The organism is Bacillus sp. FSL M8-0277, from assembly GCF_037975305.1.
In the GTDB taxonomy this organism is placed as follows: Bacteria; Bacillota; Bacilli; order Bacillales; family Bacillaceae; genus Bacillus; species Bacillus pumilus.
This window is the reverse complement of the sequence record NZ_CP150255.1, coordinates 445403-469977: the sequence shown is the minus strand read 5'-3', so window position 1 is coordinate 469977 and position 24575 is coordinate 445403. Positions and strand designations below refer to the sequence as shown.

The 24575-nt window shown below is 43.2% G+C and carries 25 protein-coding genes and 1 pseudogene; 13 read left to right on the top strand and 13 right to left on the bottom strand.

The features are described from left to right. Positions 1-11: 11 nt before the first annotated feature. A complete protein-coding gene (locus MKZ05_RS02285) occupies positions 12-626 on the top strand; it encodes a DUF1775 domain-containing protein (RefSeq protein ID WP_003214390.1) in 615 nt (204 codons plus the stop codon). A 197-nt stretch (positions 627-823) separates the two neighbouring features. Continuing rightward, positions 824-1420: an NAD(P)H-dependent oxidoreductase gene (locus MKZ05_RS02280; protein ID WP_003213835.1), complete on the top strand. Its 597-nt coding sequence runs from the start codon at positions 824-826 to the stop codon at positions 1418-1420. A 48-nt stretch (positions 1421-1468) separates the two neighbouring features. Here MKZ05_RS02280 and MKZ05_RS02275 read toward each other — a convergent pair whose 3' ends face one another. Genes MKZ05_RS02275 through gabT form a run of 3 tightly spaced genes read right to left on the bottom strand, consistent with a single transcriptional unit; the run spans position 1469 to position 5564 of the window. Further along, a complete protein-coding gene (locus MKZ05_RS02275; RefSeq protein ID WP_310026027.1) occupies positions 1469-2863 on the bottom strand; it encodes an NAD-dependent succinate-semialdehyde dehydrogenase in 1395 nt (464 codons plus the stop codon). Then, positions 2838-4226, bottom strand: a complete 1389-nt coding sequence (locus tag MKZ05_RS02270) for an APC family permease (RefSeq protein ID WP_339161198.1) — start codon at positions 4224-4226, stop codon at positions 2838-2840. Before MKZ05_RS02270 ends, MKZ05_RS02275 begins: the two co-directional genes overlap by 26 nt. A 21-nt stretch (positions 4227-4247) precedes the next feature. Beyond that, on the bottom strand, positions 4248-5564 hold the full coding sequence (gabT, locus tag MKZ05_RS02265; protein ID WP_003214114.1) for a 4-aminobutyrate--2-oxoglutarate transaminase: 1317 nt from the start codon (positions 5562-5564) through the stop codon (positions 4248-4250). 108 nt (positions 5565-5672) lie between these two features. Between gabT and MKZ05_RS02260 the strand changes: the two genes are divergently transcribed. Then, positions 5673-7097, top strand: a complete 1425-nt coding sequence (locus MKZ05_RS02260) for a PLP-dependent aminotransferase family protein (protein ID WP_339161195.1) — start codon at positions 5673-5675, stop codon at positions 7095-7097. Positions 7098-7128: 31 nt separating this feature from the next. On the opposite strand, the gene MKZ05_RS02255 is transcribed toward MKZ05_RS02260, so the two are convergent. Continuing rightward, the gene (locus MKZ05_RS02255; protein WP_339161193.1) at positions 7129-7440 is read right to left on the bottom strand and encodes a metalloregulator ArsR/SmtB family transcription factor; all 312 of its coding nucleotides are present in this window, start codon (positions 7438-7440) and stop codon (positions 7129-7131) included. A 77-nt stretch (positions 7441-7517) separates the two neighbouring features. On the opposite strand from MKZ05_RS02255, the pseudogene MKZ05_RS02250 reads away from it, so the two are divergent. The 5 genes and pseudogenes from MKZ05_RS02250 to MKZ05_RS02230 form a co-directional block, all read left to right on the top strand. Then, positions 7518-7631: pseudogene (locus tag MKZ05_RS02250) on the top strand (peptidase); the annotation flags it as partial. Between the two features lie 19 nt (positions 7632-7650). Beyond that, positions 7651-7881, top strand: a complete 231-nt coding sequence (locus MKZ05_RS02245; RefSeq protein WP_339161191.1) for a hypothetical protein — start codon at positions 7651-7653, stop codon at positions 7879-7881. A 3-nt stretch (positions 7882-7884) separates the two neighbouring features. After that, positions 7885-8406 carry a hypothetical protein gene (locus MKZ05_RS02240; RefSeq protein WP_339161188.1) on the top strand — a complete coding sequence of 174 codons (522 nt, stop codon included), beginning with the start codon at positions 7885-7887 and terminating at the stop codon, positions 8404-8406. Positions 8407-8436: 30 nt separating this feature from the next. Then, positions 8437-8823, top strand: coding sequence for a hypothetical protein (locus MKZ05_RS02235; protein WP_339161186.1), 387 nt, complete (start codon positions 8437-8439; stop codon positions 8821-8823). Between the two features lie 548 nt (positions 8824-9371). Further along, positions 9372-9722, top strand: a complete 351-nt coding sequence (locus MKZ05_RS02230; RefSeq protein ID WP_310026016.1) for a hypothetical protein — start codon at positions 9372-9374, stop codon at positions 9720-9722. Positions 9723-9929: 207 nt separating this feature from the next. Here MKZ05_RS02230 and MKZ05_RS02225 read toward each other — a convergent pair whose 3' ends face one another. Next, positions 9930-10241, bottom strand: a complete 312-nt coding sequence (locus tag MKZ05_RS02225; RefSeq protein ID WP_050945500.1) for a metalloregulator ArsR/SmtB family transcription factor — start codon at positions 10239-10241, stop codon at positions 9930-9932. A gap of 237 nt (positions 10242-10478) precedes the next feature. Between MKZ05_RS02225 and MKZ05_RS02220 the strand changes: the two genes are divergently transcribed. The 5 genes from MKZ05_RS02220 to MKZ05_RS02200 all read left to right on the top strand — a co-directional run bounded on the left by MKZ05_RS02220 (position 10479) and on the right by MKZ05_RS02200 (position 15747). Then, positions 10479-10733 carry a hypothetical protein gene (locus MKZ05_RS02220; RefSeq protein WP_335356164.1) on the top strand — a complete coding sequence of 85 codons (255 nt, stop codon included), beginning with the start codon at positions 10479-10481 and terminating at the stop codon, positions 10731-10733. 137 nt (positions 10734-10870) lie between these two features. Continuing rightward, entirely contained in the window at positions 10871-11737 is an 867-nt protein-coding gene (locus MKZ05_RS02215) for a TetR/AcrR family transcriptional regulator (RefSeq protein ID WP_335356165.1), read from the top strand. A 16-nt stretch (positions 11738-11753) separates the two neighbouring features. Beyond that, on the top strand, positions 11754-13187 hold the full coding sequence (locus MKZ05_RS02210) for an MDR family MFS transporter (protein ID WP_335356166.1): 1434 nt from the start codon (positions 11754-11756) through the stop codon (positions 13185-13187). Positions 13188-13360: 173 nt separating this feature from the next. After that, positions 13361-14737: an aspartate kinase gene (locus MKZ05_RS02205; RefSeq protein WP_335356167.1), complete on the top strand. Its 1377-nt coding sequence runs from the start codon at positions 13361-13363 to the stop codon at positions 14735-14737. A gap of 164 nt (positions 14738-14901) precedes the next feature. Continuing rightward, positions 14902-15747, top strand: a complete 846-nt coding sequence (locus MKZ05_RS02200; RefSeq protein ID WP_003213998.1) for a GAF domain-containing protein — start codon at positions 14902-14904, stop codon at positions 15745-15747. 63 nt (positions 15748-15810) lie between these two features. On the opposite strand, the gene MKZ05_RS02195 is transcribed toward MKZ05_RS02200, so the two are convergent. From MKZ05_RS02195 to MKZ05_RS02160, 8 genes are all read right to left on the bottom strand, one after another. Then, a complete protein-coding gene (locus MKZ05_RS02195; protein ID WP_339161182.1) occupies positions 15811-17145 on the bottom strand; it encodes an MmgE/PrpD family protein in 1335 nt (444 codons plus the stop codon). Beyond that, on the bottom strand, positions 17136-18293 hold the full coding sequence (locus MKZ05_RS02190) for an amidohydrolase (RefSeq protein ID WP_339161181.1): 1158 nt from the start codon (positions 18291-18293) through the stop codon (positions 17136-17138). Before MKZ05_RS02190 ends, MKZ05_RS02195 begins: the two co-directional genes overlap by 10 nt. Positions 18294-18326: 33 nt before the next feature. Further along, entirely contained in the window at positions 18327-19073 is a 747-nt protein-coding gene (locus MKZ05_RS02185; protein WP_003214010.1) for an amino acid ABC transporter ATP-binding protein, read from the bottom strand. 12 nt (positions 19074-19085) lie between these two features. Beyond that, positions 19086-19760, bottom strand: a complete 675-nt coding sequence (locus MKZ05_RS02180) for an amino acid ABC transporter permease (RefSeq protein ID WP_003214174.1) — start codon at positions 19758-19760, stop codon at positions 19086-19088. A gap of 24 nt (positions 19761-19784) precedes the next feature. Next, positions 19785-20579 carry an amino acid ABC transporter substrate-binding protein gene (locus MKZ05_RS02175; RefSeq protein ID WP_050945492.1) on the bottom strand — a complete coding sequence of 265 codons (795 nt, stop codon included), beginning with the start codon at positions 20577-20579 and terminating at the stop codon, positions 19785-19787. Between the two features lie 22 nt (positions 20580-20601). Then, positions 20602-21105, bottom strand: coding sequence for a GNAT family N-acetyltransferase (locus MKZ05_RS02170; RefSeq protein WP_003214146.1), 504 nt, complete (start codon positions 21103-21105; stop codon positions 20602-20604). Positions 21106-21122: 17 nt separating this feature from the next. Continuing rightward, complete coding sequence (locus tag MKZ05_RS02165; protein ID WP_137055599.1) at positions 21123-22448, bottom strand: LLM class flavin-dependent oxidoreductase; 1326 nt, start codon at positions 22446-22448, stop codon at positions 21123-21125. Between the two features lie 200 nt (positions 22449-22648). Then, entirely contained in the window at positions 22649-24433 is a 1785-nt protein-coding gene (locus tag MKZ05_RS02160; RefSeq protein WP_050945490.1) for a right-handed parallel beta-helix repeat-containing protein, read from the bottom strand. Positions 24434-24575 lie beyond the last annotated feature (142 nt).

The following is a 24575-nucleotide window of genomic DNA, read 5'->3' as shown; positions in this document are numbered from 1 at the left end:
GTTCATACCATATGAAAAAATACGTTAAAGCTTTATTACCAATGCTTCTCGCTTCATTTTTATTGGCGATTCCTGTAAGTGCTCACGTCACAGTCAAACCTGATACGTCTGCGACAAATGCGTGGGAAACCTATACGTTAAAAGTTCCTTCTGAGAGTGACAGCCCAACGACTAAGGTTGTCTTGACAATACCTAAAGGCGTCGAATTCCAACAATATGAGCCAGTCTCTGGATGGAAAACGTCAACTGAAGAAAAAGATGGCAAGGTAACAAGAGTGACTTGGGAAGCAACGGGTAAAGGCGTGCTTGCCGGACAGTTCCAGCAATTCGTTTTTGTAGCGAAAAACCCTGAAAAAGCAGGCGAAGCTGCATGGGATGCGTATCAATATTATAAGGATGGAACGGTCGTTGAATGGACTGGCGATCAAGATGCTGATAAGCCGCATTCGATCACAAACATTGTCGCATCTAATACGGTAACGGATTCACATGGTCAAGAAAAACCAAAAGAAGAAAAGGCATCTGAAACAGCCTCCAATTCTTCTTCACCACTTGTGCTAGGGTTGTCCATTGCTGCTCTAGTCGTAGCACTGATTGCGCTTGTGCTTGCTTTTAGAAAGAAATAATTGATTCGTAAGCGATCGTTTTCACGGAAACGATCGCTTTGTTTCTTTCCACCTTGCCTGAACACGAGATGCAAGGCTTTGCCTGCAAGCTTGGACGATCAACCTCCATTTTCCCAACCTATTATTACCAATATAGGATTGAATAGGATGATGACGCATGCCATAATGAGACACATGACCACCTAGGAGGCTATAAGATGAACCATCTAATTATATTTGCTCATCCCCAGCAAAGCTTAAATCAAACCTTATTAGATCTTGTTGTCAGCACTCTTTTGAACAATGGTCATAAAGTGACTGTTCGTGATGTTTATGCTCTTGGTTTTTCACCAGAACTAAGCATCTTGGAAAAGGCTGCGATCAAACGGGGTGATCTCCCAATTGCCATTCAAACAGAGCAGAAGCTGATTCAGCAAGCAGATGTCCTAACGTTTATTTTCCCCATTTGGTGGACAGGCTTACCCGCTATGCTAAAGGGCTATGTAGAACGCGTTTTTTCTGAGGGCTTCGCTTATCAAATCAATGAGCATGGGGCTATTGAAAACCTGCTTCGGCACAAAAAAGGTGTCATTATCAACACGCACGATGCTCCAAGGACCTTTCTTGACTCTAACCGGATCGTTTCCGCTTCCCACCGAATGACATCAGATACAGAAGTCTTCAATTTTATTGGTGTTGAGCCTGTTGAACGACTTTTGTTCAGCAGCATGGAGCAGGCACCAGCAGATTACATCCACGACATTCTGAAAGAAACAAAAGAAACGGTGGAGCAGCTTTTTCCGCCGGCTGTTTAACATAAAAAAGACTGCCGAGATTCCTTATTCGGACAGTCTTTTTCACGTCTATTCGTCTAAACCAATGGATACATATTTGGTTTCTAAATAAGGTTCGATCCCTTCGATGCCGCCTTCACGGCCAATTCCGCTTTCTTTCATTCCTCCGAATGGTGCTTGAACAGCCGATGGCCCGCCATCATTCCAGCCAATAATCCCGTAATCAAGATTCTCTGAGATGTAGAGGCCGTTTCGATAATTTTCTGTAAAGAAATAAGCTGCAAGACCAAAAGGTGTATCGTTCGCTAATTCAATCGCTTCATCTAGCGTTTTGAACGTCGTAATCGGTGCCACTGGTCCAAAGGTTTCTTCATGCATGATGTTCATGGAAGGGTCCACATGTGTGAGAACCGTTGGCTGGACAAAATAATACGACTTGTCATCATCGAAATGCGTATCTCCGCCGACAAGGATTTTCGCCCCTTTATCGACTGCATCTTGAATTTGGCTGACAATTTTATCAAAGCCACGCTTGTTGATAATTGGGCCGATGGATGTGCCCTCTTCAAAGCCATTTCCCACTTTCAGCTTTTCGACCTCTTTGCTGAAGCCTTGAGCAAATGCTTCATGAATGTCTTCATGCACAATTAAGCGGTTGGCACAGACACAGGTTTGTCCTGCATTACGGAATTTAGATGCCACTGCTTGTTTGACAGCTAGTTCAAGATTGGCATCTTTGTCTACGATGAGCGGGGCATGACCACCAAGCTCCATTGATACGTGCTTGACTGTACTTGCACTGTTTTTGATCAAATGCTTTCCGACCGGCGTTGAGCCTGTGAACGTGATTTTGCGAATCAATGGACTATCTGTGAATATTTCACCGACTTCTTTTCCATCTCCAACCACCCATTGCAGGGCATCCTCTGGAATTCCGGCTTCGTGGCCTAATTTTACAAGTTCAATAGCCGTCAGCGGCGTATCTTCGGCAGGCTTCACAATAAAGGTACAGCCCGCTGCAAGTGCTGGTGCTGCCTTTCTCGTGATCATGGCTGCTGGGAAATTCCACGGTGTAATGGCCGCAACAGGTCCAACTGGCTGCTTTGTGACAAAAAGGCGTTTGTTCGTCGTATGTGACGGAATGGTTCTGCCGTAGATTCGTTTGGCTTCCTCTGCGTACCATTCAATATATCCAGCCGCATAAACGATTTCGCCTAATGCTTCTTGATACGGCTTCCCGTTTTCTTCCGTGATGATTTTTGCGAGCCTTTCTTTATGTTCAATCATGAGATCAAACCACTTGCGAATGATATTGGCACGTTCATGTGCTGACGTTTTTGCCCATACTTTGAATGCTTGATGTGAGCGAGAAATGGCGTCTTCGATCTGTTCTTTTGTATGCTGAGCAACTGAAGCAATTTCTTCTCCTGTTGCAGGATTATACACTTTGAGTTCGTTTGTCATGCTCTACCGTCTCCTTCGTTCTTGGATTCATTACATATAGTATATACCCAATGAGTGCCCAACCTAAAAGCAATATCCATTCAGCTGGCCATGATAACGAGGCCGGCATCCCTGGAAAATAAAATGAAAGAAAAAGGAGACTTAGCCCGATGGCTAAAACGCCTGTCGTTCGCCAATACTTAATGCGGTACGGACGCTCAAGCTCTGGTTCTACTTTGCGAAGTCTCATAAAGGCAATGGACACAATTAAGTACCCGACGATGATCCCGACACCGCCCGCATTGACAATCCATACGAGAGCAGGGCGCCCTAATAATGGAGCGAAAAAGGCCAAAGCACCAAGAAATAAAATGGCATTTGTCGGCGTTTTATACTTTGGATGAATATACGCAAACCATTTGGAAATCATGCCTCTTTCCGCCATCGCGTATAGAATACGGCTTGCACCGATGATAAAAGCATTCCAGCTCGTCACAATCCCTGCTACACCGCCAATGACAAGCACTGTCCCAAATGCTTGATGACCGAGAAGCTGCACCATGGCATCTGCTGTCGCCAATGAAGAGGCTTCAAGCTGTCCTTTTGATAGCCCCGCAGCTACCCCAAAGACAATAAGTAGGTAAAATACGACCGCACTCACGATGGAGATAATTAAAATTCTCCCAATGATTTTCTTCGGCGCATTAATCTCTGCTGCTACTTGCGGAATCACATCAAACCCAACGAATAAAAAAGGAATCATGACTAACACGGCCATAAGCCCGCCAACCCCGCCTTGAAACATTGGCTCAAGGTTTGCAAAATCTCCATTAAAAGTCGCGCCGCCTAAAAGGAGAAAGCCTGTCAAAATAATCGCTACTGTGAACACAGACTGAAAAATGGCTGCGGGCTTTGCCCCAATGTAATTCAGTGCTGTTAAAAACAATGCACCGCCAGAACCAATCAATACCCATGTGAAATAAACGTCCCATCCCCCTATATTCCATAGGAAGCCAACATGCTGTGTTGGAATCACATAATCAATAACTGTCGGCAAGGCAACAGCCTCAAACGTAATGACGGACACATAACCAAACAATACGCCCCATGCTGAGACGAACGCTGATTTCATCCCAAATGCCCGCTGGACAAAGACGAGCCCTCCGCCTGTCTCTGGAATCGCAGACGAAAGCTCGGCATACGTCAGTCCAATAAAAATGACGAGAATACCGCCTATAACGAAGGCAATCACACTGCCTAAAAATCCAGCTGTTAAAATCCAATCTCCCGAAAGTACAACCCAGCCCCATCCAAGCATTGCACCAATGGATAAAAACAGTACGTCAGACTGCGACATGGCTTTTGCCATTTGTTGTTTTTGCATACAACCATCCCCCTTTGTTGTTTAGCGTGCTTTGAAGGCGTCCTCGATGATCCCTAGTCCTTCATGAAGCAGCTCATCTGTGATGACAAGTGGTGTTAAAAAGCGAATAATATTCCCATTAATCCCTGCCGTTAATAAGAGTAGTCCGTGCTTGTTTGCATAGGCTGCAATCGCTGCGGCTGTTTTCTTATCTGGTGTACGCGTTGTTTGATCTTCCACAATTTCAATGGCCGCCATTGCCCCTAATCGCCGGACTTCCCCGATGAATGAGTACTTACTTCTCCACTCATTCGCTTTGTCCTCAATGACTTGTCCGATGTGCTCAGATCGTTGATTCAGTTGTTCTGATTCAATAATATCAAGAACCGCTAGTGCTGCCACGCAGCCTAATGGACTTCCTGCATATGTTCCCCCTAGCTCCCCTGGATCTGCCGCATCAAGCAGTTCTTTTCTGCCGACGACACCGCTCAGCGGCAGGCCAGCTGCAAGAGATTTTGACACCGTGATTAAGTCAGGCACCACATCAAAGTGCTCAATCGCAAAATATTTCCCTGTTCTCGCAAAGCCTGTTTGGATCTCATCTGCAACAAACACAATCCCGTGCTGCTGACAGAATGAAGCAACGTGCTGTACAAAACGCTTCGATGGTACAATGAATCCGCCCTCCCCTTGGACTGGTTCCATGACCACACACGCAACGGTTTCTGGTGCAACGGCAGCGACGAAGAATTGATTGAATTGATCAATGATGTACTCATCGTAGGCTGCATCGCTTAACCCTTCTGGCTTCTGATAGTAATACGGGTATGGCGCTTGATACACCTCTGACGCAAATGGTCCGAACCCAAATTTATATGGCTTGACCTTACTCGTCATGCTCATCGTCATATTCGTTCTGCCGTGGAAGCCTCTTGTAAACGAGACAACGGCCTGTCTTTTCGTATATTTACGTGCAATTTTCACCGCATTTTCAACGGCTTCTGCGCCTGAATTGAGAAAAATGGCTTTCTTGTCATGATCGCCTGGTGTGAGGCGGCATAGCTTTTCAGCTAATTCAATATACGATTCGTACATCATCACGTTGAATCCTGGGTGAATCAGACTGTCTGCCTGTGCTTTGACGGCTTCCACAACCTTTGGATGTGAATGCCCTACATTTAACGTACCGATAGCACCGGCAAAATCGATAAAACGTTTCCCATCGATATCGAACAGCTCGGCTCCCTTCCCTTTTGCTGCAAGATGACGGTTGCCATTACTCACGCCTCTTGCGACATATTGATCTCTTTTCCCCTGCCATTCCTCTGTTGAAAAACGGTTTGTTGTCGTTTGACTCATTGTCATCCATCCCCTTTATGTCTTTTTTATTATTCTGAATATTTTTTGGTATGATAGAAAGTACCAATATCATTTTTTTCATGGTACCAGAGAGGAAGGAATGACAAGATGCTGACAATTCAACTAGACCAAACAGGGGCAAACGGATTTATTTATCATCAAATTTACACGAAAATTAAAGGTGAAATTTTAAATCGAAACCTTCAGCCGCATGATCAATTACCTTCCAAACGAGAGTTAGCCGATACTTTAAATGTCAGCGTCAATTCAGTGAATGGCGCATATCAGCAGCTGCTTGCCGAGGGATATTTATATTCGGTTGAACGCAAAGGTTTTTTCGTGGAATCACTAGAAACATTTCATGAGTCAGGTCAGCTGAAACCCTCTTCTCTTCCAGCAGATTTAAAAGAAGAGCCGATTGCACGAGACGATTGGTATTCCTTTTCACATATCTCTGTTGATACAGCCAATTTTCCTTTTAAAAGCTGGCTGAAAAGTGAACAAAAGGCGATCAGTCTCCACCAAGAAGCATTTGGTGAGCTTCCGCATCCACAAGGCGTGTACGAGCTTCGAGAAACAATTGCTCGGTTAATCGGGCTTGCACGAGGAGTCAAATGCTATCCAGAACAGCTCATTTTAAGTGCAGGCACACAGTCACTTATTCATTCGTTATCAAGCATTCTTCCAGCCGATCAAGTATACGGGTTAGAAAACCCTGGCTATCGCCGGCTCTATCAAATGCTGAAAAGCAATCATCATCAAATTGAAACGATTGGCATTGATCAAAAAGGAGTACGGATGAGTGACATTCAGAAGAAAGAGCCGAATGTGTTGATCATTACCCCTTCACATCAATTCCCAACAGGAGTGATTATGCCAATTTCCCGGCGGATTCAGCTCTTAAACTGGGCAGCCGATGGGCAAGACCGTTATATCATTGAGGATGATTATGACAGTGAATTCAAGTATGGGACAGACAGCATTCCAGCACTGCAAAGTTTGGATCGATATGACAAAGTGATTTATATGGGAACCTTTTCAAAATCATTGCTGCCAGGCTTAAGGCTAAGTTACATGGTGCTCCCGCAGCATTTATTGAGACGTTATAAAGAAGAACAGCACTTCTTCATTCAAACAGCCAACCTTTTTACACAATACACCCTTCTTCATTTTATAAAGGATGGGGCGTATCAGCGACATATCAAAAGAATGAATGGTTTATATGAGGAAAAGCGGAAGCAACTCATTGAAGAGCTCGACACGGTGTTTGCTGACAACGTGCGGATTATTGGGGAAAATGCTGGACTTCATTTTATCGCAGAGTTCCGTTCAAACCGCACGCAGCATGAGATTTTACAGCGAGCCAAAGAAAGAAAGCTGAAAATGTATGGAATGGACCGTTTTACCCTTGATGAGCAATTACCGGGGCATCAGGAAGGATTTGTTCCGCTCGTCCTCGGCTTCTCTCATATGAGACCAGAGGATATTGAGCCGGCGGTAAAACGTCTGTATGAGGCGATTTATGGGAAATAAAACAGCCAGCTGCTCTTCATAGACAGCTGGCTTACCACCGTTCTTTATCTACGGCTAGAATGGATGACATGAGCCCAGGAAAAGCGGTCTCGATGTCTTGTTTTCTTAAAGAATAGTAGCGGTGTTTTCCGTCAATTCTCACTTTCACGATGCCTGCCTCCCTCAGCACTTTGAAGTGATGGGAAAGCGTAGATTTGGCAATGTTCATTTCATATGTGCCGCATGTCCTCTCCCCCGTTTCCGCTAAACAGCGGACAATTTCTAACCGAATTGGATCAGCCAATGCGTGCAAAACAGAAATCAGTCTCATGTCTTCTTGGGTTGGATGGTTTGGATTCGTCATACGTAAAATTTATCTTATTTTTTTCTCACAAACAATCTCATTTACAAGTAACGATACACATATTGGAACTTCAATTAATAGGGATAGCTCATACCACCGGAACTTCTATAATGAATTCCGAAAGAAATAGAAATAAAATGACCACTCCTCAAAAAGATGATATTAATGGAGTAAAGAATATTTATAAATAAAGAAATGCGAGGAAATTAAATGATTAAGTATAAAAAAATATTATTTATTTTTATCTCACTAATATTATTCGTTACAATTTACATGTATTATCCTATTCACTTACCTAAAGAAAATGAACTGGAATCAGGCTCTAAAAAAAATACTATTTTACTTTCAAAAGATTTTAATGTTGCTGATGGTATTGAAGAGATGGTATTACAATCTGATGTTATAGTTGTAGGTCACTATCAGAAATTACTTAAAAGTTAGAACATGTCTGGTTCCTCTGAACCTTCCGAATTTACTGAAGGCCATCTTTATCAATTTAAAGTAGAAGATACCCTAAAAGGTAATAGTGAAAGTATCATCAAAATTAACCATCGCTATTCGGAAACTGTACCAATTGAAGTCACATCAGGAGATGAGATAATTTCCGATGAAGGAATTTTAATTAAGGATGCATCAAAAAAGCAAGTATATACTGTTACAAATAAAGATCCTTTGTATATTAAACCAGAATTAAACCAAAAATACATTGCCTTTTTACAAAAAGGAAACACTGGGAACTATTTCGGATCTCTTGAACCGTATCTTATTAAATTTAATGAAGAAGACATTGCTATTCTACAAAGTAACTTAACTGATCTTCAAAAAGAAAATCTCTCCTTCAATAAAAATTTAGGTGGACAAAATATTACAGTTACTAACGACATTCATCAACAAGTTATAGATAACATTTCAGGGGACAAGTTTGATTCGATAAAAGAAAAAATAATTGAAATAAGCCAAAATTAGAATACAATAATATTAAAAGGAGGTAGAAAATTGATTATCAAGAAAGTATTTACATTATTTATTTTTATTTCAATTATTTCGGTGTTAACTGCCTGTCAAACAGAAGAAAATAACGAAAAAGTAGTGTCAAAAAAGCAGACTGCTGCCGAAGTTTTAGCACTTGAAAAAGATACTGATATTTTTCAGCTGAATGGAACAGTCTATAAAACTAATATCGATTGGGTAAACAAATTGACGTTAACGAAAAAGAAAAAAGTAGGGACAATTAAGAATACAGCAAATAGCTCTTTTAAAGACGGCACTGCATCTATCCTACAAAAAGGGACTGTGATTTTTTCAGTAAACGAAAGAGATGACATTTTGATAGCTGAAGTGGATGGACAAATAAAAAAATATTATGCTCTTACAGAAGGATGATTCGCTAATCTGAAATAAGAATATTGAACTCCAGAGACTACTCCATCATCGATATAATGATCATGGAAAGTAAGGGTGTTGAAACTCATTCGGGCGATTGATTATTAATTTTAATTGAATTCAGTCATTGTTATAAATTTCACTTGATGATTCATCTTCCAATTAATATAGTGTTTGTCGGAGAATAGTTATAAAACATTTCTAATTTTAAAAATGATCTAGAATATTACATTTAGGCATTATCAGAGAGCATCCTTACGGGACTTGCTCATGATAACGCCTTTTTTTCATTGCTGGACGCTATTATCACATACCTGTACTTATACTATTGTAAGAAAAATAACAATGAATGAAATTGATTTATATTGTATCAAGTGATATTTAAATTTTTCATAGATAACATTCTAGTGACTTCGAACAAAATGCACTGACACTCACTTTGGATATTAGTATTTGATAAGTTGACATCATAGCTGTATCTCCATTTATCTTAAGATATAAAGTGATTTTCTTGTCAAGAGTCATTTCGTTATGTAGGGTTAGCCATTATGCTCATCGGTACATTGCTAGCTACATCGGTACATTTCTTACCGATTTCTTTACAAATGTCAACAATGCTTGTTAGTGTGTTCATTATTTTATTTGGTACAGGTACGGCTTTACCAAACTGTTTAAGCTTAGCGCTCATTGACTTTCAAGACGTCATTGGTTCTGCTGGTGCGATATTTAGCTTAGGTTATTATTTAATCGTCAGCGCTATCATCTATGGGATGAGTGTGTTCCATAACGGAACAGTCTTTGCGATGCCACTATATTTTTTAGTACTAGGCATGGCTATGCTTTTAATAAGCTTGTCCTTACTTGTTCAAAAAGATGGAGGAAGAAAGTGGAGGTCATAGATTTACCAATAGAATTCGAGTTCAATGGGCAAACAAATTGAATTTACCCTAGTTTCATTGTTGAGAACACTTAGACCGTTTTGCCCTTGATGAGCAATTGCCGGAGCATCAGGCAGGTTTTGTTCCACTCGTCCTCGGATATGAAACGGCTGTATGAAGCCGTTTTCGGGAAATAAAACAGCCAGCTGCTCTTCACAGACAGCTGGCTTACCACCGCTCTTTATCTACGGCTAGAATGGATGACATGAGCCCAGGAAAAGCGGTCTCGATGTCTTGTTTTCTTAAAGAATAGTAGCGGTGTTTTCCATCAATTCTCACTTTCACAATGCCTGCCTCCCTCAGCACTTTGAAGTGATGTGACAGCGTGGATTTGGCAATATTCATCTCATACGTGCCGCATGTCCTCTCCCCCGTTTCCGCTAAACAGCGGACAATTTCTAAACGGACAGGATCAGCCAAAGCGTGCAGCACAGAAATCAGTCTCATGTCTTCTTGGGTTGGATAGATTGGATTATTCATACGATAAATGTATCGTATTTTGTGCCAACATACAATCTTCCTCACATAGTAACGATACATCCTTCGGAAACGACTATGACCATATACAAGCTTTCTTGTGAAGGGAAGGATCTCATTTGACACGAAAGAGATGGACTGACTTATGTATAATGTTACTCGCCATGTGCTTATATGGATGCCAATCCGTCCAGCATTCCGAATCTAAACCACCTAGTGCAGAAGAGTTATTAGCTCTCAATGAACAGGCAGATTTATTTCCAATGGGAAAAAACTGTCTATGAAGCAACTGTAGATTGGACCCATCAACTAACCGTCACTAAAGATCAGCAATTAGGTGTGATTCAGAAAACAGCTGCCGAACATTTTAATCACGGCACAGCTTCCCAGCTGAAAAAAGGGACAGCGATTTACTCTGTAAAGGAGCGAAAAGACCTTTTGATCGCTGAACTTAACGGACAGATCATCATATATGCCGCACATGCAGAAGGATAAAACACCTGTCATAAGATAGGTGTTTTTTAAGTTTCTTTTCTTGTCATAGGTCATTGGTTTTGTTATCATTGCAAAAGTGACCACTCGGTTTCCATTGTGACCATATGGTTTTGCCGATTCGGAAAGGACTTATGAAGATGAATGAAAAGCAAGAAGAGATTTTGCGGGTTTCGAAGAAATTATTTTCTCAAAAAGGCTATATGAGTGTCTCCATGCAGTCAATTGCCGATGCCTGTAAAATATCAAAAGCGTCTATTTATAAGCTGTTTGATTCAAAGGAAGCTCTTCTATTAGAACTGATTAAATACAATCAGTGCAAAATGAGAGAGATTTCTCAGATCATTCATTCAGAAACGACGCTGTCCAAAAAGGAAAAATTCACAAAGAAGATCAAGCTTGAGCTTGAAGAGTTTAAAGAGAATCATAAATTTTTGAATATGCTGTCCTTTGAAGCTTTTTCACAGCATTCACCCATTGTGATTAAGCATTTACGTGAGACACGATCCATTATCATGCAGCGGCACAGAGACATTATTTTAAGCACATATGGTGAATCTGTTGCGCCTTACGTCTGGGATCTTGTGATTGTTCTTAACGGATTAATGAGAGAATTCATCTTAATGCTGGCGATTGAGCGCAAGAACATCCAATTAGAAAATGCCGCCGAAATGATTATCGGTGTGATGGACCGTGTGTCGAAAAAGCCTTGCTCTATTGAGCCTGTGCTAACAGATCAGCTGATGGACTCTTATTTGCTTTCCACACAGGACGAATACGATGAAGAAAAGCTTATCATCTCATACTTAACGAAGATTAAACAAGAGCTTCACACACTGGTAAACGGGGAAGAAAAGGACGATTTCCTCTCTGCGTTTGAACTGCTAAGTGAAGAATTATCAAAGGACCAACCGAGAACCTTTTTAATCAGCTCACTACTCGATTATTTAGGCAAAAATAGCGTTTTATCACAAAACGTGTCACAGCTGAAAAGCATCATCTTATAGATAAAGAAGGGATAACATGAACCAATCTACAACATCGTATAATCGATCTGTGATTGTGGGGATTTTCCTCGTTGGGGCATTCGTCGCGATTTTAAACCAAACGCTGCTCATACCAGCGATCCCACATATCATGGAGGAATTCAATATTGATGTCAGCAAAGGACAGTGGCTCACCACAGCCTTTATGCTGACAAACGGGATTCTCATCCCGATCACGGCTTTCTTAATCGAGAAATTTTCAAGCCGTTCTTTAGTTTTAACAGCGCTTAGCATCTTTACAGCCGGTACCATTCTTGCTTCATTCGCTACGAATTTCCCTGTATTACTTGCAGCGCGTATTGTGCAGGCAGCTGGCGCAGGGATTTTAATGCCGCTGATGCAAACGATCTTTTTAACCATTTTCCCGAAAGAAAAGCGCGGGCAGGCAATGGGCATGGTCGGACTTGTCATATCTTTCGCACCAGCTCTTGGACCGACACTTGGCGGCTGGATTGTTGATTCCTTCAGCTGGAAGTTCTTGTTCTATATTGTTCTGCCAATCGGTATCATTGATCTCATTCTTGCTTTCTTCTTAATGAAAAATGTAACGCAGCAAAGAGAGACACGTATTGATGTTTTATCTGTCATCTTGTCGTCCTTCGGTTTCGGCGGACTGCTTTACGGATTTTCTAGTGTTGGCACATACGGCTGGACAAGTGCCACTGTCCTCATTTCGTTGATTGTCGGCGCTGTGAGCTTGTTCTTCTTTATTCTGCGCCAGTCGAATTTGACAAGACCGATGCTTGAATTTGGTGTCTTTAAGTTTGCAATCTTTAGCTTGACGACCTTTCTTGGGATGCTTGTCTTTGCTTTATTGATTGGGACAGAGACGATTCTGCCGCTCTATACGCAGAATGTCAGAGGGTTGTCTGCTCTTGATACAGGACTGATCTTATTGCCTGGTGCTCTCTTTATGGGGCTCCTCTCACCGATTATTGGACGGATTTTTGATAAAGTCGGCGGAAAAGGGCTGGCTTTAGGCGGGTTTACGATACTTACCGTGACGACCTTGCCATTTATGCTGCTCACCCTTGATTCATCCATCGCCCTCATTACGGTCGCTTACACGCTTCGCTTAATCGGGGTTGGGATGATCATGATGCCGCTGACAACAGCAGGTATTAACTCTTTACCACCTCATTTGATCCCGCATGGGACAGCGATGAATAACACGATGAGACAAATGGGCGGTTCCATTGGGACAGCAGTGCTTGTCTCCATCATGAGCAGCTCTGCTGCAAATGCAGAATTAGCCAGCCCATTAAAATCAGCCGTTCATGGAATGAATACGTCATTCTTCATTTCTGGTATGATTGCGGTCATTGGGCTTGTCCTCTCCTTTTTCTTAAAGGAAAAACGCAATAATAAAGTGATGAAGCAGGAGCTATCTTCCTCATCATCTTCTTCATAAGAAAAGAGCTCGGCATATTGCCGGCTCTTTTTTCATATACTCACGCTATACCGTCCTCTCAGAAAATACATTTGTATTTCTAGTGAAGAAAAACCTTGATAATTTGAAGAAAAGAGTTGATAATAGGAACTATTCAATTTGTGAGAAAATTTTTACTATAGGAGATGTATGCATTGAAGGTCGTTAAATTTGGTGGCAGTTCACTTGCATCTGGCAAGCAGCTGCAAAAGGTATTTGACATTGTAACAGCAGATCCAGCTCGAAAAGCAGTCGTTGTTTCCGCACCAGGAAAACGGCATTCAACGGATACGAAGGTCACCGATCTATTAATTAGCTGTGGTGAGCAATATTTACGTTTAGGCGAAGCACATGACTTACAGGAAGCCGTCATCAAGCGGTATGCCTCGATTGCGGATGAACTCGGGTTAAGTCATAACGTGATTGACACCATCCGGCAAGATCTAGATACCCTCTTACAGGCAGATACGTCTCATCCTGAGCGATATCTTGATGCCATCAAAGCAAGCGGTGAAGACAATAACGCAAAACTCATTGCCGCCTATTTCCGCTATCAAGGTGTCGAAGCTCACTATGTGAATCCAAAGGAAGCTGGTTTATTTGTGAGCGATGAGCCTGGTCAAGCGCAAGTCCTTCCGGAGTCATATGATCATTTGTATAAATTAAGAGAGCGCTCTGGCATCATCATATTCCCTGGCTTTTTCGGCTTTAGTCTATCGGGGGACATTGTCACCTTTTCTCGCAGCGGCTCCGATATTACCGGTTCCATTTTGGCAAACGGGTTGAAGGCAGATGTGTATGAAAACTTTACAGATGTGGATGCTGTTTACGCTGTCAATCCAACGATCGTTCATGAGCCAAAGGAGATTACAGAGCTGACGTACCGGGAAATGCGCGAGCTGTCCTATGCTGGTTTTTCTGTGTTCCATGATGAAGCACTCATTCCGGCCTTCCGTGCAGGCATTCCTGTGCAGATTAAAAACACCAATAATCCCTCGGCAAAAGGCACAAAAATTGTGAACCAGCGGGATCATACAAATGGACCCGTTGTCGGAATCGCTTCAGACAGCGGATTTTGCAGCATTTATATTAGCAAATATTTGATGAACCGAGAAATCGGATTTGGGCGTAAGGTGCTGCAAACATTAGAGGAATATGGGCTTACGTATGAGCACGTCCCTTCTGGCATTGATGATATGAACATTATTTTAAGGCAGGATCAGCTGGAGGAGCAGCATATTGAACAAGAGCTACTCGATCGCTTAAAGCTCGTGCTTGATGCAGATGAGGTCGTGTTAGAGCCGAATCTCTCCCTCATTATGATTGTAGGAGAAGCGATGCGTCACAATGTTGGCACCACAGCAAGAGCAGCAAAGGCGCTGTCAAAAGCGAAGGTCAATATTGAAATGATCAATCAAGGATCTTCAGAGGTCAGCATGATGTTTGGCGTCAAAGCGGCTCAAGAAAAAGAAGCCGTTCAAGCGTTGTATGAGGAATTTTTCTCTATGTCTACCGTCCCGGTCTCTCTTTAATCAGCAGGCTGTCAGATCTCAGGGTCGGCAGTCTTTTTTGTTCTCACCTGATTCACATGGATTTGCGCATTAAAATGTATCTATTTCTCGTTTGATTTTGTATGATAGAGACAAACCAACTATTGTTCCGGCCTATGATCGGAGCTACAAGGAGTCCTAAAACAATGCCTCGTCAACAACTATTAAAACAGTTTCGCAATTTTCATGATGCTTCTACGAGTATTCTAAATATGATGAGTCAATTCACTGATGTGAATACACTGTTTATTGCTAAAAACGATCAAACCACCAATCAGATTGTCAAGGTGCTAAATCATGACGAGCAGCTTCTTGAAGAAGGAGAAGAAATTCCTTACGAGAAGACATTTTGCAAGCTGGCGGTTGATCATCAGGATACGCTTGTGATCCCTGATATATCATTGGATGATCGTTCTAAATACTTAGAAGTTACGAAACGTCTTCAAGGCGGATCATTCATCGGCGTGCCGATTGATTTTACAGATGGTACGAACTACGGAACGATTTGCGGGCTTGATTTAAGACCGCAGCAATTCACAGAAGAGCATGTGCATATGTTTGAAACGATGGCTTCTCTATTAAGCTACGTCCTCGAACTAGACCGTGCCAACCGGCAGATTCAGCAATTATCTGTACCGATCGTCCCAGTTGTTGACGGTGTCGCCGTGCTTCCTCTACTTGGTGATATCGAGGAGACACGTGCTCAGCATATATTAGAAACCATTTTACAGGAAAGCTATAGGCTGTCGCTCTCTCATTTGGTCATTGATGTATCGGGAACAAAACGCCTGAATGAACAGAGCATTCAATATCTGGTCAGCTATGCACAAACGCTGAGACTTTTAGGGATTTCGGCTGTTTTAACAGGGATTAAACAAGACCTTGCTTTAAGTGCGATTCAATCGAATATTTCATTTAAAGACATCACCATTCGGAAAGACTTGCCGCAGGCACTTGCTCATATTGGCTTGACGTTTACCAAAATGGATTAAGAAATGATATATACAAAAAGGGCTAAAATGATGTTTATTTTAGCCCTTTTTCTTCTTTTTCAATCATGCCAACAGCTGCAAATAAGAAGAATCGTTTCCGTCTTCAATAACTTGTACAATCTTCTGTGCATGTGAATCGTCAGTGACACTGTTTAATTTTTGCATGATGTCTTCTTTCGATAATGCATGGCCTGGTGCGCCCCGCGGAATATCGACTCGTTCGCTAATGATGGTGCCATCAGATAAGGTAAGCTTCACAATCGTAAAGCGACCTTTTGGGACTGCGTCTGGATGGGGTTCTATCGTTTGATCATATCCTCTGCTCACCCGCTTCATCCATGTGCGCATGTGTGATGGAATGGATTTTTTCGTAAAGTGATCCAGCGTGAGCGTCTGTCCAAACACGGCAAGTGCGATCACGTATTCGGCACTGAATCGTCCTTCTTCTCCAGTCGAAGGTGCCCGCTCAATAAGCGCTGCATCTCCGCCAGGCGGGAATAGGACCTCTACTTGTTTCGCCTGCTCCGGTAAGAAAGGATGCTCTTTCATTAAGGATTGGATCGCATCGGCTGCATGATGCGCAGCTGAACAGAACGGGTATACTTTGAACCACAGCCCCGGCGAGACAATACGCCACGCTATACCATACCCCTCTAGTAAACGACTTTCCGCACGCTCCTGATCTCCATAGAGAGAAAAGAAACCAAGCGTGCCATCAAGAACCGTTTCATTCCCGCCGAAACCTGAACAAGCTAAATCCATAGACCAGACAGCTGTTTTAGCCGCTAAGCCGGCTTGTAATGGCTTCATATCAGAGCCGAACTGCTTTCGCATTCCGGCCGATTGCGCTCCAGCAAAGCCGATTGCCTTCGTCAGCTCTTCCTGCGAGACTTGTTTTAAATATCCAATGGCACATACTGCCGCAATGGCTCCAAGGGTTCCGGTATTATGCCAGCCCCGCTCATAATGCGCCTTGCCGATGGATTCGCCAAGCCTTGCCATCACTTCAACACCTGTGATGTAGGCTGCTAAAAATCGATCGCCAAACCCTTTGCCGTCTGATAGCTGTGATAGCAATGCTGGAATGATGACTGCACTTGGGTGTCCTCTCACATCTGAATGCACATCATCATAATCAAGGGCATGGATCAGGTAGCCGTTCAGCATCGCTGCGGATTGACGGCTGACCTTCTTCCCTTGTCCAATGACAGGAATTTGAGCTGCTCCGCCTTCTTGTTCCACCAGTGCCATGAGCTTTTGAATTCCTTCATCCTCTTTCGCAGCAAGCGCTGCTGCCGCAGCATCTAACAGACCATTTCGAGCCATTTCTACCGCCCTCTGGTCTTGAAGTGGATGAGCAGACAGTACAGCCTCTGCCAGTTGTTTTGTTAGTTCCATGATCGTGACTCCAATGCCCGAACAGCAAGCTCAGCAAAGAAGGCAGCGGCAACAGGGAGTGCGCCTTCATTTAATGTAAAGGCAGGGTGATGCCATTCCTCGGTACCGCTTGTCCCCATCCATACGAAAAAGCCTGGAATGTGTTCTTGATAAAGGGCAAAATCTTCTCCGCCCGGTGACTGCTCTGCCTGAACGACTGTGAGATCCAGTGCACTTGCCGTTTCTTCGACCACCTTTGTCAAACGATCGTCATTCAACACAGAAGGCAAATACGGATGCCATTTCACTTCACCTTTCGCCCCAAATCCCTCGGCAATCCCACTCACGATTTGTTTCATAAGCTCTGGAATCATCGCTCTTACTTCAGGCTCAAACGTCCGAACGGTTCCTTCCATCTCAACACGATCAGGAATCACATTCCATGAAGTACCACCTTGAATGCGTGTGATACTGACAACTGCATGATGCAATGAGCTGATGCGGCGGCTAACGATTTGCTGAAGAGCACTTGTGATCTGCCCGCTGATGGCAATCGGGTCCACCGTATGATTCGGAATACCTGCATGACCACCCGTTCCTTTAATATTTATTTCAAACCGGTCTACACTTGCCATCAACGCTTTTTCTCTAATGCCTATAGTGCCAACTGGCAGGTCAGGTTTGTTGTGCATACCAAAAATCGCATCCACTCCAGCTAAAACGCCTGCCTCTATGACATGTTTCGCTCCTTGCGCGACTTCCTCAGCCGGCTGGAACAAAATGCGGACCGTTCCTTTGATCTCGTGTTTCCGTTCTTTTAATAAAAGAGTCGCTCCAAAGATAGAAGCTGTATGGAAATCATGTCCGCATGCATGCATTTTGCCCGGTACCTTTGAAGAAAATGGTTCGCCAGATGCTTCTTCAATCGGAAGTGCATCAATATCAGCTCTCAGGGCAATTGTTGGTCCCTCTTGTTCTCCTTTGATTTCACAGACAACACCTGTTTGAAGAGCTGGAAAATCGAGTACGGTGATCCCTTCTTCTTTTAACCAGCCGCGCAGTTTTTTAGTCGTTTCATGTTCTTCAAATGCCAGCTCTGGATGCTCATGAAGCGCTCGGCGAATGTTAATTAAACGTTTGTTTAATGCTTCATTTCCTATTGATTTCACTGATACTCACCCCTCTAAAGAGTAAAAAGCAGCTTATGCTTCTTCAGCCGCTGCTTCTTTTTGGATAAATCGTTTTGTCCGTTCATTCTTCGTTTCATCAAATAGCTCAGTTGGTGTGCCCTGTTCAATAATATGACCATCCGCCATGAAAATCACATGGTCTGCCACTTCTCTTGCAAACGCCATTTCATGTGTGACGATGATCATCGTTGTTTCTTGAATCGCAATGGATTTAATGACTTGAAGCACACCTGAGACAAGCTCTGGATCAAGTGCTGACGTTGGTTCATCGAGTAGAATCGCATGTGGATCAACCGCTAATGCGCGGGCAATCCCAATTCGCTGCTGCTGTCCGCCAGATAACGTGACTGGATAGCTGTCAGCCTTTTGCTCTAACCCTACCTGCTTCAGCAGCTTCATTCCAATCTCATTTGCCTGCTGCTTCGTCATTTTTTTCGTCACAAGCAGTGATTCTGTGATGTTTTGCAGTGCTGTCTTGTTTTTAAATAGATTATAGTTTTGAAACACCATGGCCGTTTGTTGACGCAGGTGATGGGCTTCTTTTCGTGTATATTTAGACGCATCTAGCTTCGCATCGCCAATTTCAATCGTGCCTTCATCTGGTATTTCTAATAAATTTAAGCAGCGCAGCAAGGTGGATTTACCGGAGCCAGAAGGTCCGATAATGGCCACAACCTGCCCTTTTTGCACATCGAGATTGATTCCGTCTAAGACGACAAGTTCGCCGAATGATTTCTTCAAATTGCTGAGCTTGATCATGTCCACACCTCCTTAATTCCGGTAAGGTTTGCTGATTTTTCGTTCAAATAGGTCTTGAAGGAAGCTATAAATGATGGTCATCACCCAATACACAATCCCTACGGCTAAATAGGTTTCAAAGTATTTATAGTTCGCCGATGCAATCATCTTCCCTTGTGCAAACATTTCTGCCACACCAATCGTAAAGGCAAGAGATGTTTCTTTTAAAAGACCGATAAAGGTATTCCCCGTCGCTGGAATCGCATTTCTAATTGCCTGCGGGAAAATAATTCTGACGTAAGACTGCCATCTTGTCATGCCGACAGATAGACAAGCTTCCAGTTGCCCTTCATCTACAGAATTAAGGGCCGCTCTGAAAATTTCTGCTAAGTATGCTGAGTTTTTAATACTTAATCCGATAATGACCGCTGTTAGGGCATCCATTGAGGTCATCGCAGGGAATAGCTGCGGAAGACCAAAATAAATGAGAAAGAGCTGAACCAAGGTTGGAACCGCTCTGAAAAAAGAAATATACAGCTTGGCAAATTGGTATAAAACAGGTATCCGGTTTTTCGTAATGAGCGCGAATACCACACCAATGATAATGGCAAATACCATGGAGACAATCGCCATGAAGATCGTTATCGGCAAGTATTGGATCAATGTCGGAAAAACGGTCACCATATACTGCCAATCAATTTTGTTCATGTCTGCTCTTCACCGCCGCTGTCGTTATTTTTTAATTGGCACTGTGACATCGTCTTTGAAATACTTCTCAGACAATTTCTTAAGTGTCCCGTCTTCTCTTAATTCTTTAATCGCTTTGTTAAATTCTTCTCTTAGCTTGTCATGCTTTTTATCTTTGGCAAATGGGTAGCCTACTTCTTCATACACAATTGGGTTGCCAACGATTTTGAGTGGCAGACCTGTTTTTTCAATTTGAGCAAGTAATACACTGCGTCCGTTGACATAAGCATCTACGCGGCCATTTGCCACTTCATTTAAGACACCGTCTTGCGTTTCATATGTTTTAATATTGATTTTTTTGTCCGGGTCTTTGCTTTCTAAGTTTTTGGCGTGGTTAGAGCCAAGAACCGCCGCCACTGTTTTTCCTTTTAAATCATCAAGACCTTTGATGTCGTTGTTGTCCTTTTTCACGATGATTTGTGTTCCTGCATAAGCGTACGTATCAGTGAAATTAAACGTTTGTTTACGCTCATCTGTGACTGCGACTTGGTTTGACACTGTATCCAGCTTACCAGATGTCAGCTGTCCCATGAGTCCGCTGAATTCACTCAGCTGCCAGTCTAGTTTGTAGCCGAGCTTTTTCGCAACCGCTTCAGTTACTTCGACATCGAAGCCAACAAGCTTACCATTGTCTTTATAGGCAAACGGATAGCTTTGTCCTGTGGCACCTACCTTTAATACTTTTTCATCTTTGCCTTCACCCTGATTGCCCCCGCCGCAAGCTGCTAAAACTGCCAGCATTGCTGCAAATAGAACGACTAGCCACTTTTTGTTTTTCATGTTCGTATACCCTTCTTTCCTTTTATGGTTGTGTGATATCTGATCTTAGTTGTTTTTTAAAATAAACCGTGATGTGCCCCTTGCCTAAATCCTTTTCTCCTGCTCTGACGTAGCCTTTGCGCTCATACATGTCGATGAGCCACGGATGCTTATCAGCTGTACCTAGAGATACGTATGGCACCTTCAAGGTATCCCTCAACACTTCGGTTTCCACCCATTCCAGCAAGACAGAGCCTGTCCCTTTTTTGGCGGATGGTTCTGAGGCAAACCACCAAATGTGAGGGACGCCGAACGGGCCTGGCTGTTCTCCCCAAGGCATACGGAGCGACAAGGTGGATAGAAGCTCTCCGTTTTCTTCCATCACATAGCAAAGATTCTTTTGTACATTTTTCTGAACGAGAGCAAAATCAGCATGTGCTGCTTGGAACTGGATGCCGAGCTCACGAATTGGCTCATAGGCTCTTGTTGTCAGTTCAAGCAGTGCCTCTATATCTGCCTCTGTTGCCAGACGAAACGTGTATCCCAACGTTAGTCACCTCACCCTTATGTCGTGTAGCGATTTTTTGGCTCAGTTAATCCTAGATTTTCTCGTAAGGTTTGTCCTGTATATTCTGTTTTGAATAAGCCTCTTTCCTGAAGGATTGGGATGACGCGGTCTACGAACATATCCAGCCCTTCTGGCAATAGCGGCGGCATGACGTTAAAGCCGTCTGCTGCTTCTTCATTGATCCATGTCTCCATCACATCTGCGAGCTGCTGCGGTGTACCAATGAAAATATTATGACCACGAGAGCCGGCAACCGATTGATAGAGCTGGCGAATGGTCAGGTGATCCTTTCTCGCCATATTCATCACGAGATCAAAACGGCTTTTTACCGCATTTGACGTGCTTGGATCAATCTCTGGAAGCGGTCCGTCTAAAGGATACTGAGACAGATCAATCCCACCTAAGTAGTTTTGCAGAATGCTCAGCCCAATCTCAGGAACAATCAGCTCCTGTAATTCTTCATATTTCGCTTTGGCTTCTTCCTCTGTATCAGCAATAATCGGGAAGATGCCCGGCATAATGCTGACGTCCTCTCTAGCACGGCCAGCAGCCTCTACTTTCTCCTTTAAGCTTTGATAAAATTCCTTCGCTTTTTTGAGATCGTTTTGTGCTGTGAAAATGAGTTCAGCTGTTTTTGCTGCAAGCTTTTGACCATCTTCGGATGATCCTGCTTGAATGATCACTGGCTGCCCTTGAGGCGTGCGTGATACATTGAGAGGACCTCGTACTGAGAAGAACTCTCCTTTATGCTGGAGCTCATGAAGCTTACTAGATTCAAAGAATTCTCCCGTTTCCTTGTTTCTGACAAGGGCGTCTTCCTCCCAAGAATCCCAAAGACCTTTCACGACCTCGACGAACTCTTCTGCTCGCTCGTATCGTTTATGGTGGGCTAAATGCTCTTCTCCGCTAAAGTTTTTCGCTGTTTCTTCAATAGAAGATGTGACCACATTCCATGCCGCTCTTCCGTCTGATAAATGATCAAGGGAGGCAAACTGTCTTGCAATATGGAAAGGCTCACTGTATGTAGTGGATGCTGTTGCTGCTAAACCAATTGATGAAGTAGACTCAGCAATGGACGAAAGCAGGGTAAGCGGTTCAAATCTCGTCAGTACATTCGGATGAGAGGTTTGGTTAATGGATAAGCTGTCGGCTAAAAAGAGTAAATCTAGCTTTCCTTCCTCTGCTTTTTTCGCTAATTGTTTAAAATAATCCAGGTTCATGGCTGCATCTGATACGGCATTCGGATGTCTCCAAGAGGCAACATGATGTCCAGTTCCTGCGATGAATACGCCTAGCTTGAGCTTCCTTTTCGGCTGTGACACTTGTTCTTCATCCTTTCTATATCCTGATGTATCAAACTGAAGTCCTCGTAAGATACATTTTTCTGATTGAATTAATCGGTTTTATCAATAAAAAAAGGGCAAATGTTGCGAAAAATGAAAAATAATTATTACTATATGCCCTTTTTACAGGATTGTCAACCGCCTTCTGAACCTCCAAAATTAGGGATTTCACCCGTTTATCACGGTGTATCGATTTCAATATTCCCAATGAGCCGATCTGTAGTATGTGTCATCAATTGGCTGCGTTCCAGCATGTTATGGGCGATCACGGAATGAGTGGAAGATATGGTGCGGACGGCAATCGCTTTTTGAGGAGATAAATTAATGATGTTATTCCGCAGCACACGGGCTGAGGCGGCTTGATCGATAAAGATCGCCGTCGGCTGTCCGATCGAACGATTTAAATAAAAGCGGTTATCTCCGATTTGTGGTGAACCGTTCTTAATATACATCACGACATATAAAGATGATTCTTCAAAGGAATTGTCTTTGATTTCTAATGGACCAGTCGTGCTGCTGTATACGGCGTAGTTTTGGTAGTGCTTAAAGCGATTTTGCCAAATGAAAGCCTTTGCATTTCCAGTGACACTGATCGTATACGAAGACCCTAGCTCTGGGTGTCCTTCTTGAATAAAGAGATTGCCGTTAACTCCAGCTTCTCCTTCCTGCACCCAGATCCCTCTGCTGAAATCTTTAAATTGATTGTGCTGGATCAGGATATTCGTTCCTCTCACCATCGCTCCATCAATCACCGAGTAAATCGTATTGTTTGAAAAGACCACGCTATCCGACTGATAGATACGCAGCGCTGCGCTTCTTTGCCCTATATTCGTCCCCGATTCAATATGATTTCCTTCTATTAGAATACGGTTCGCCATATAAACGGACAAAGCCGCATCTTCAAATAGACTGATCTTATTCCCTGTAATGTGAACACTATCGCCCCTCACATCAATCCCTTTTTCAAATCCCTCAATCATATTGCCAATAATGATCACATTGTTTTCCGTTTGACCAAAAGAGACTCCTAAGCTCGTAATCCCAGCTTTTGTGACGCCTCCTCCTACTGCACGGATCAAATTGTTGGCAATGATAGTTTCGGTGGCAAAGCCATAGGAGATACTGCTGTCTGTGTGATTGCCTTCAATGATGACACCATAGCCGTTGAAGTTATAAATGGAGCTTGCGGCACCACCTCTTACAATGTTGTTTCGAATTTGAATATTCAGTGGTTCCTCCATATTAACCGCATTTTCTCCGTAGCCTTCAATATCAATGCCCATTCTCGGCTCGACTCCGTCAACTCCTGCTCTCTCCAGCAGGCAGTCCTCCACAATGACTCCATCACAGCCTGTAATCGAGATATTGTTTCGTCTTGAATCTGTGATGTGGCAGCCAGAAATGTGAATAGATGAAGCAGGCGAGTACGATTCAGCTTGTGATAATAAACCGTGAGGACTGACAATGATGCCGTCTCCCGTACAATTCTTGATTTGTACACGATTCACTTCCACATCAGAGGCCCCTTCAATACATATCCCAAAGCCCCATTCATGGGTTTTTCGTTCAGGGGGAAGCGACTTGTACACATGCTCATGGCGATCCCCTTCGATTCGCCCACCCCGGATGGTCACATGCTGAACCTTTCCTATATAAAAGGCCGCATACCCCCACGAATCATTTGGCCTCACCTTAATGACGGCATCCGGCGCCATCTCAATGGTCATATGACTTGGCACACGTATACCCGCACCCCGAAAAGGAAAAAATTGATCACCTCTGTACACAGCATCGATGACATACGTGCCGCTCGGCAGCCAGACATGGGAATACCCCTGCGCTTTCGTCCATTCTAAGCATTCATTGAGCCTCGCTGTACAGTCCGTTTTCCCATCCGCCACTACACCAAAATCTTGAACATTGACAACAGGTTTTTTTAGATCAGATTCATTCAATTCCCCCAATCTAAACCCCTCCTTTTCACACATGTCCTCTTGTCATCCTATGCATGTGTAAAAGGTTTGCTTGTACAATCCTTCAAATTTTAAATAAATTCTTCCAATATAACTTTCTGACCATTCTTACTTGAAAGAATTTTTCGTTTTT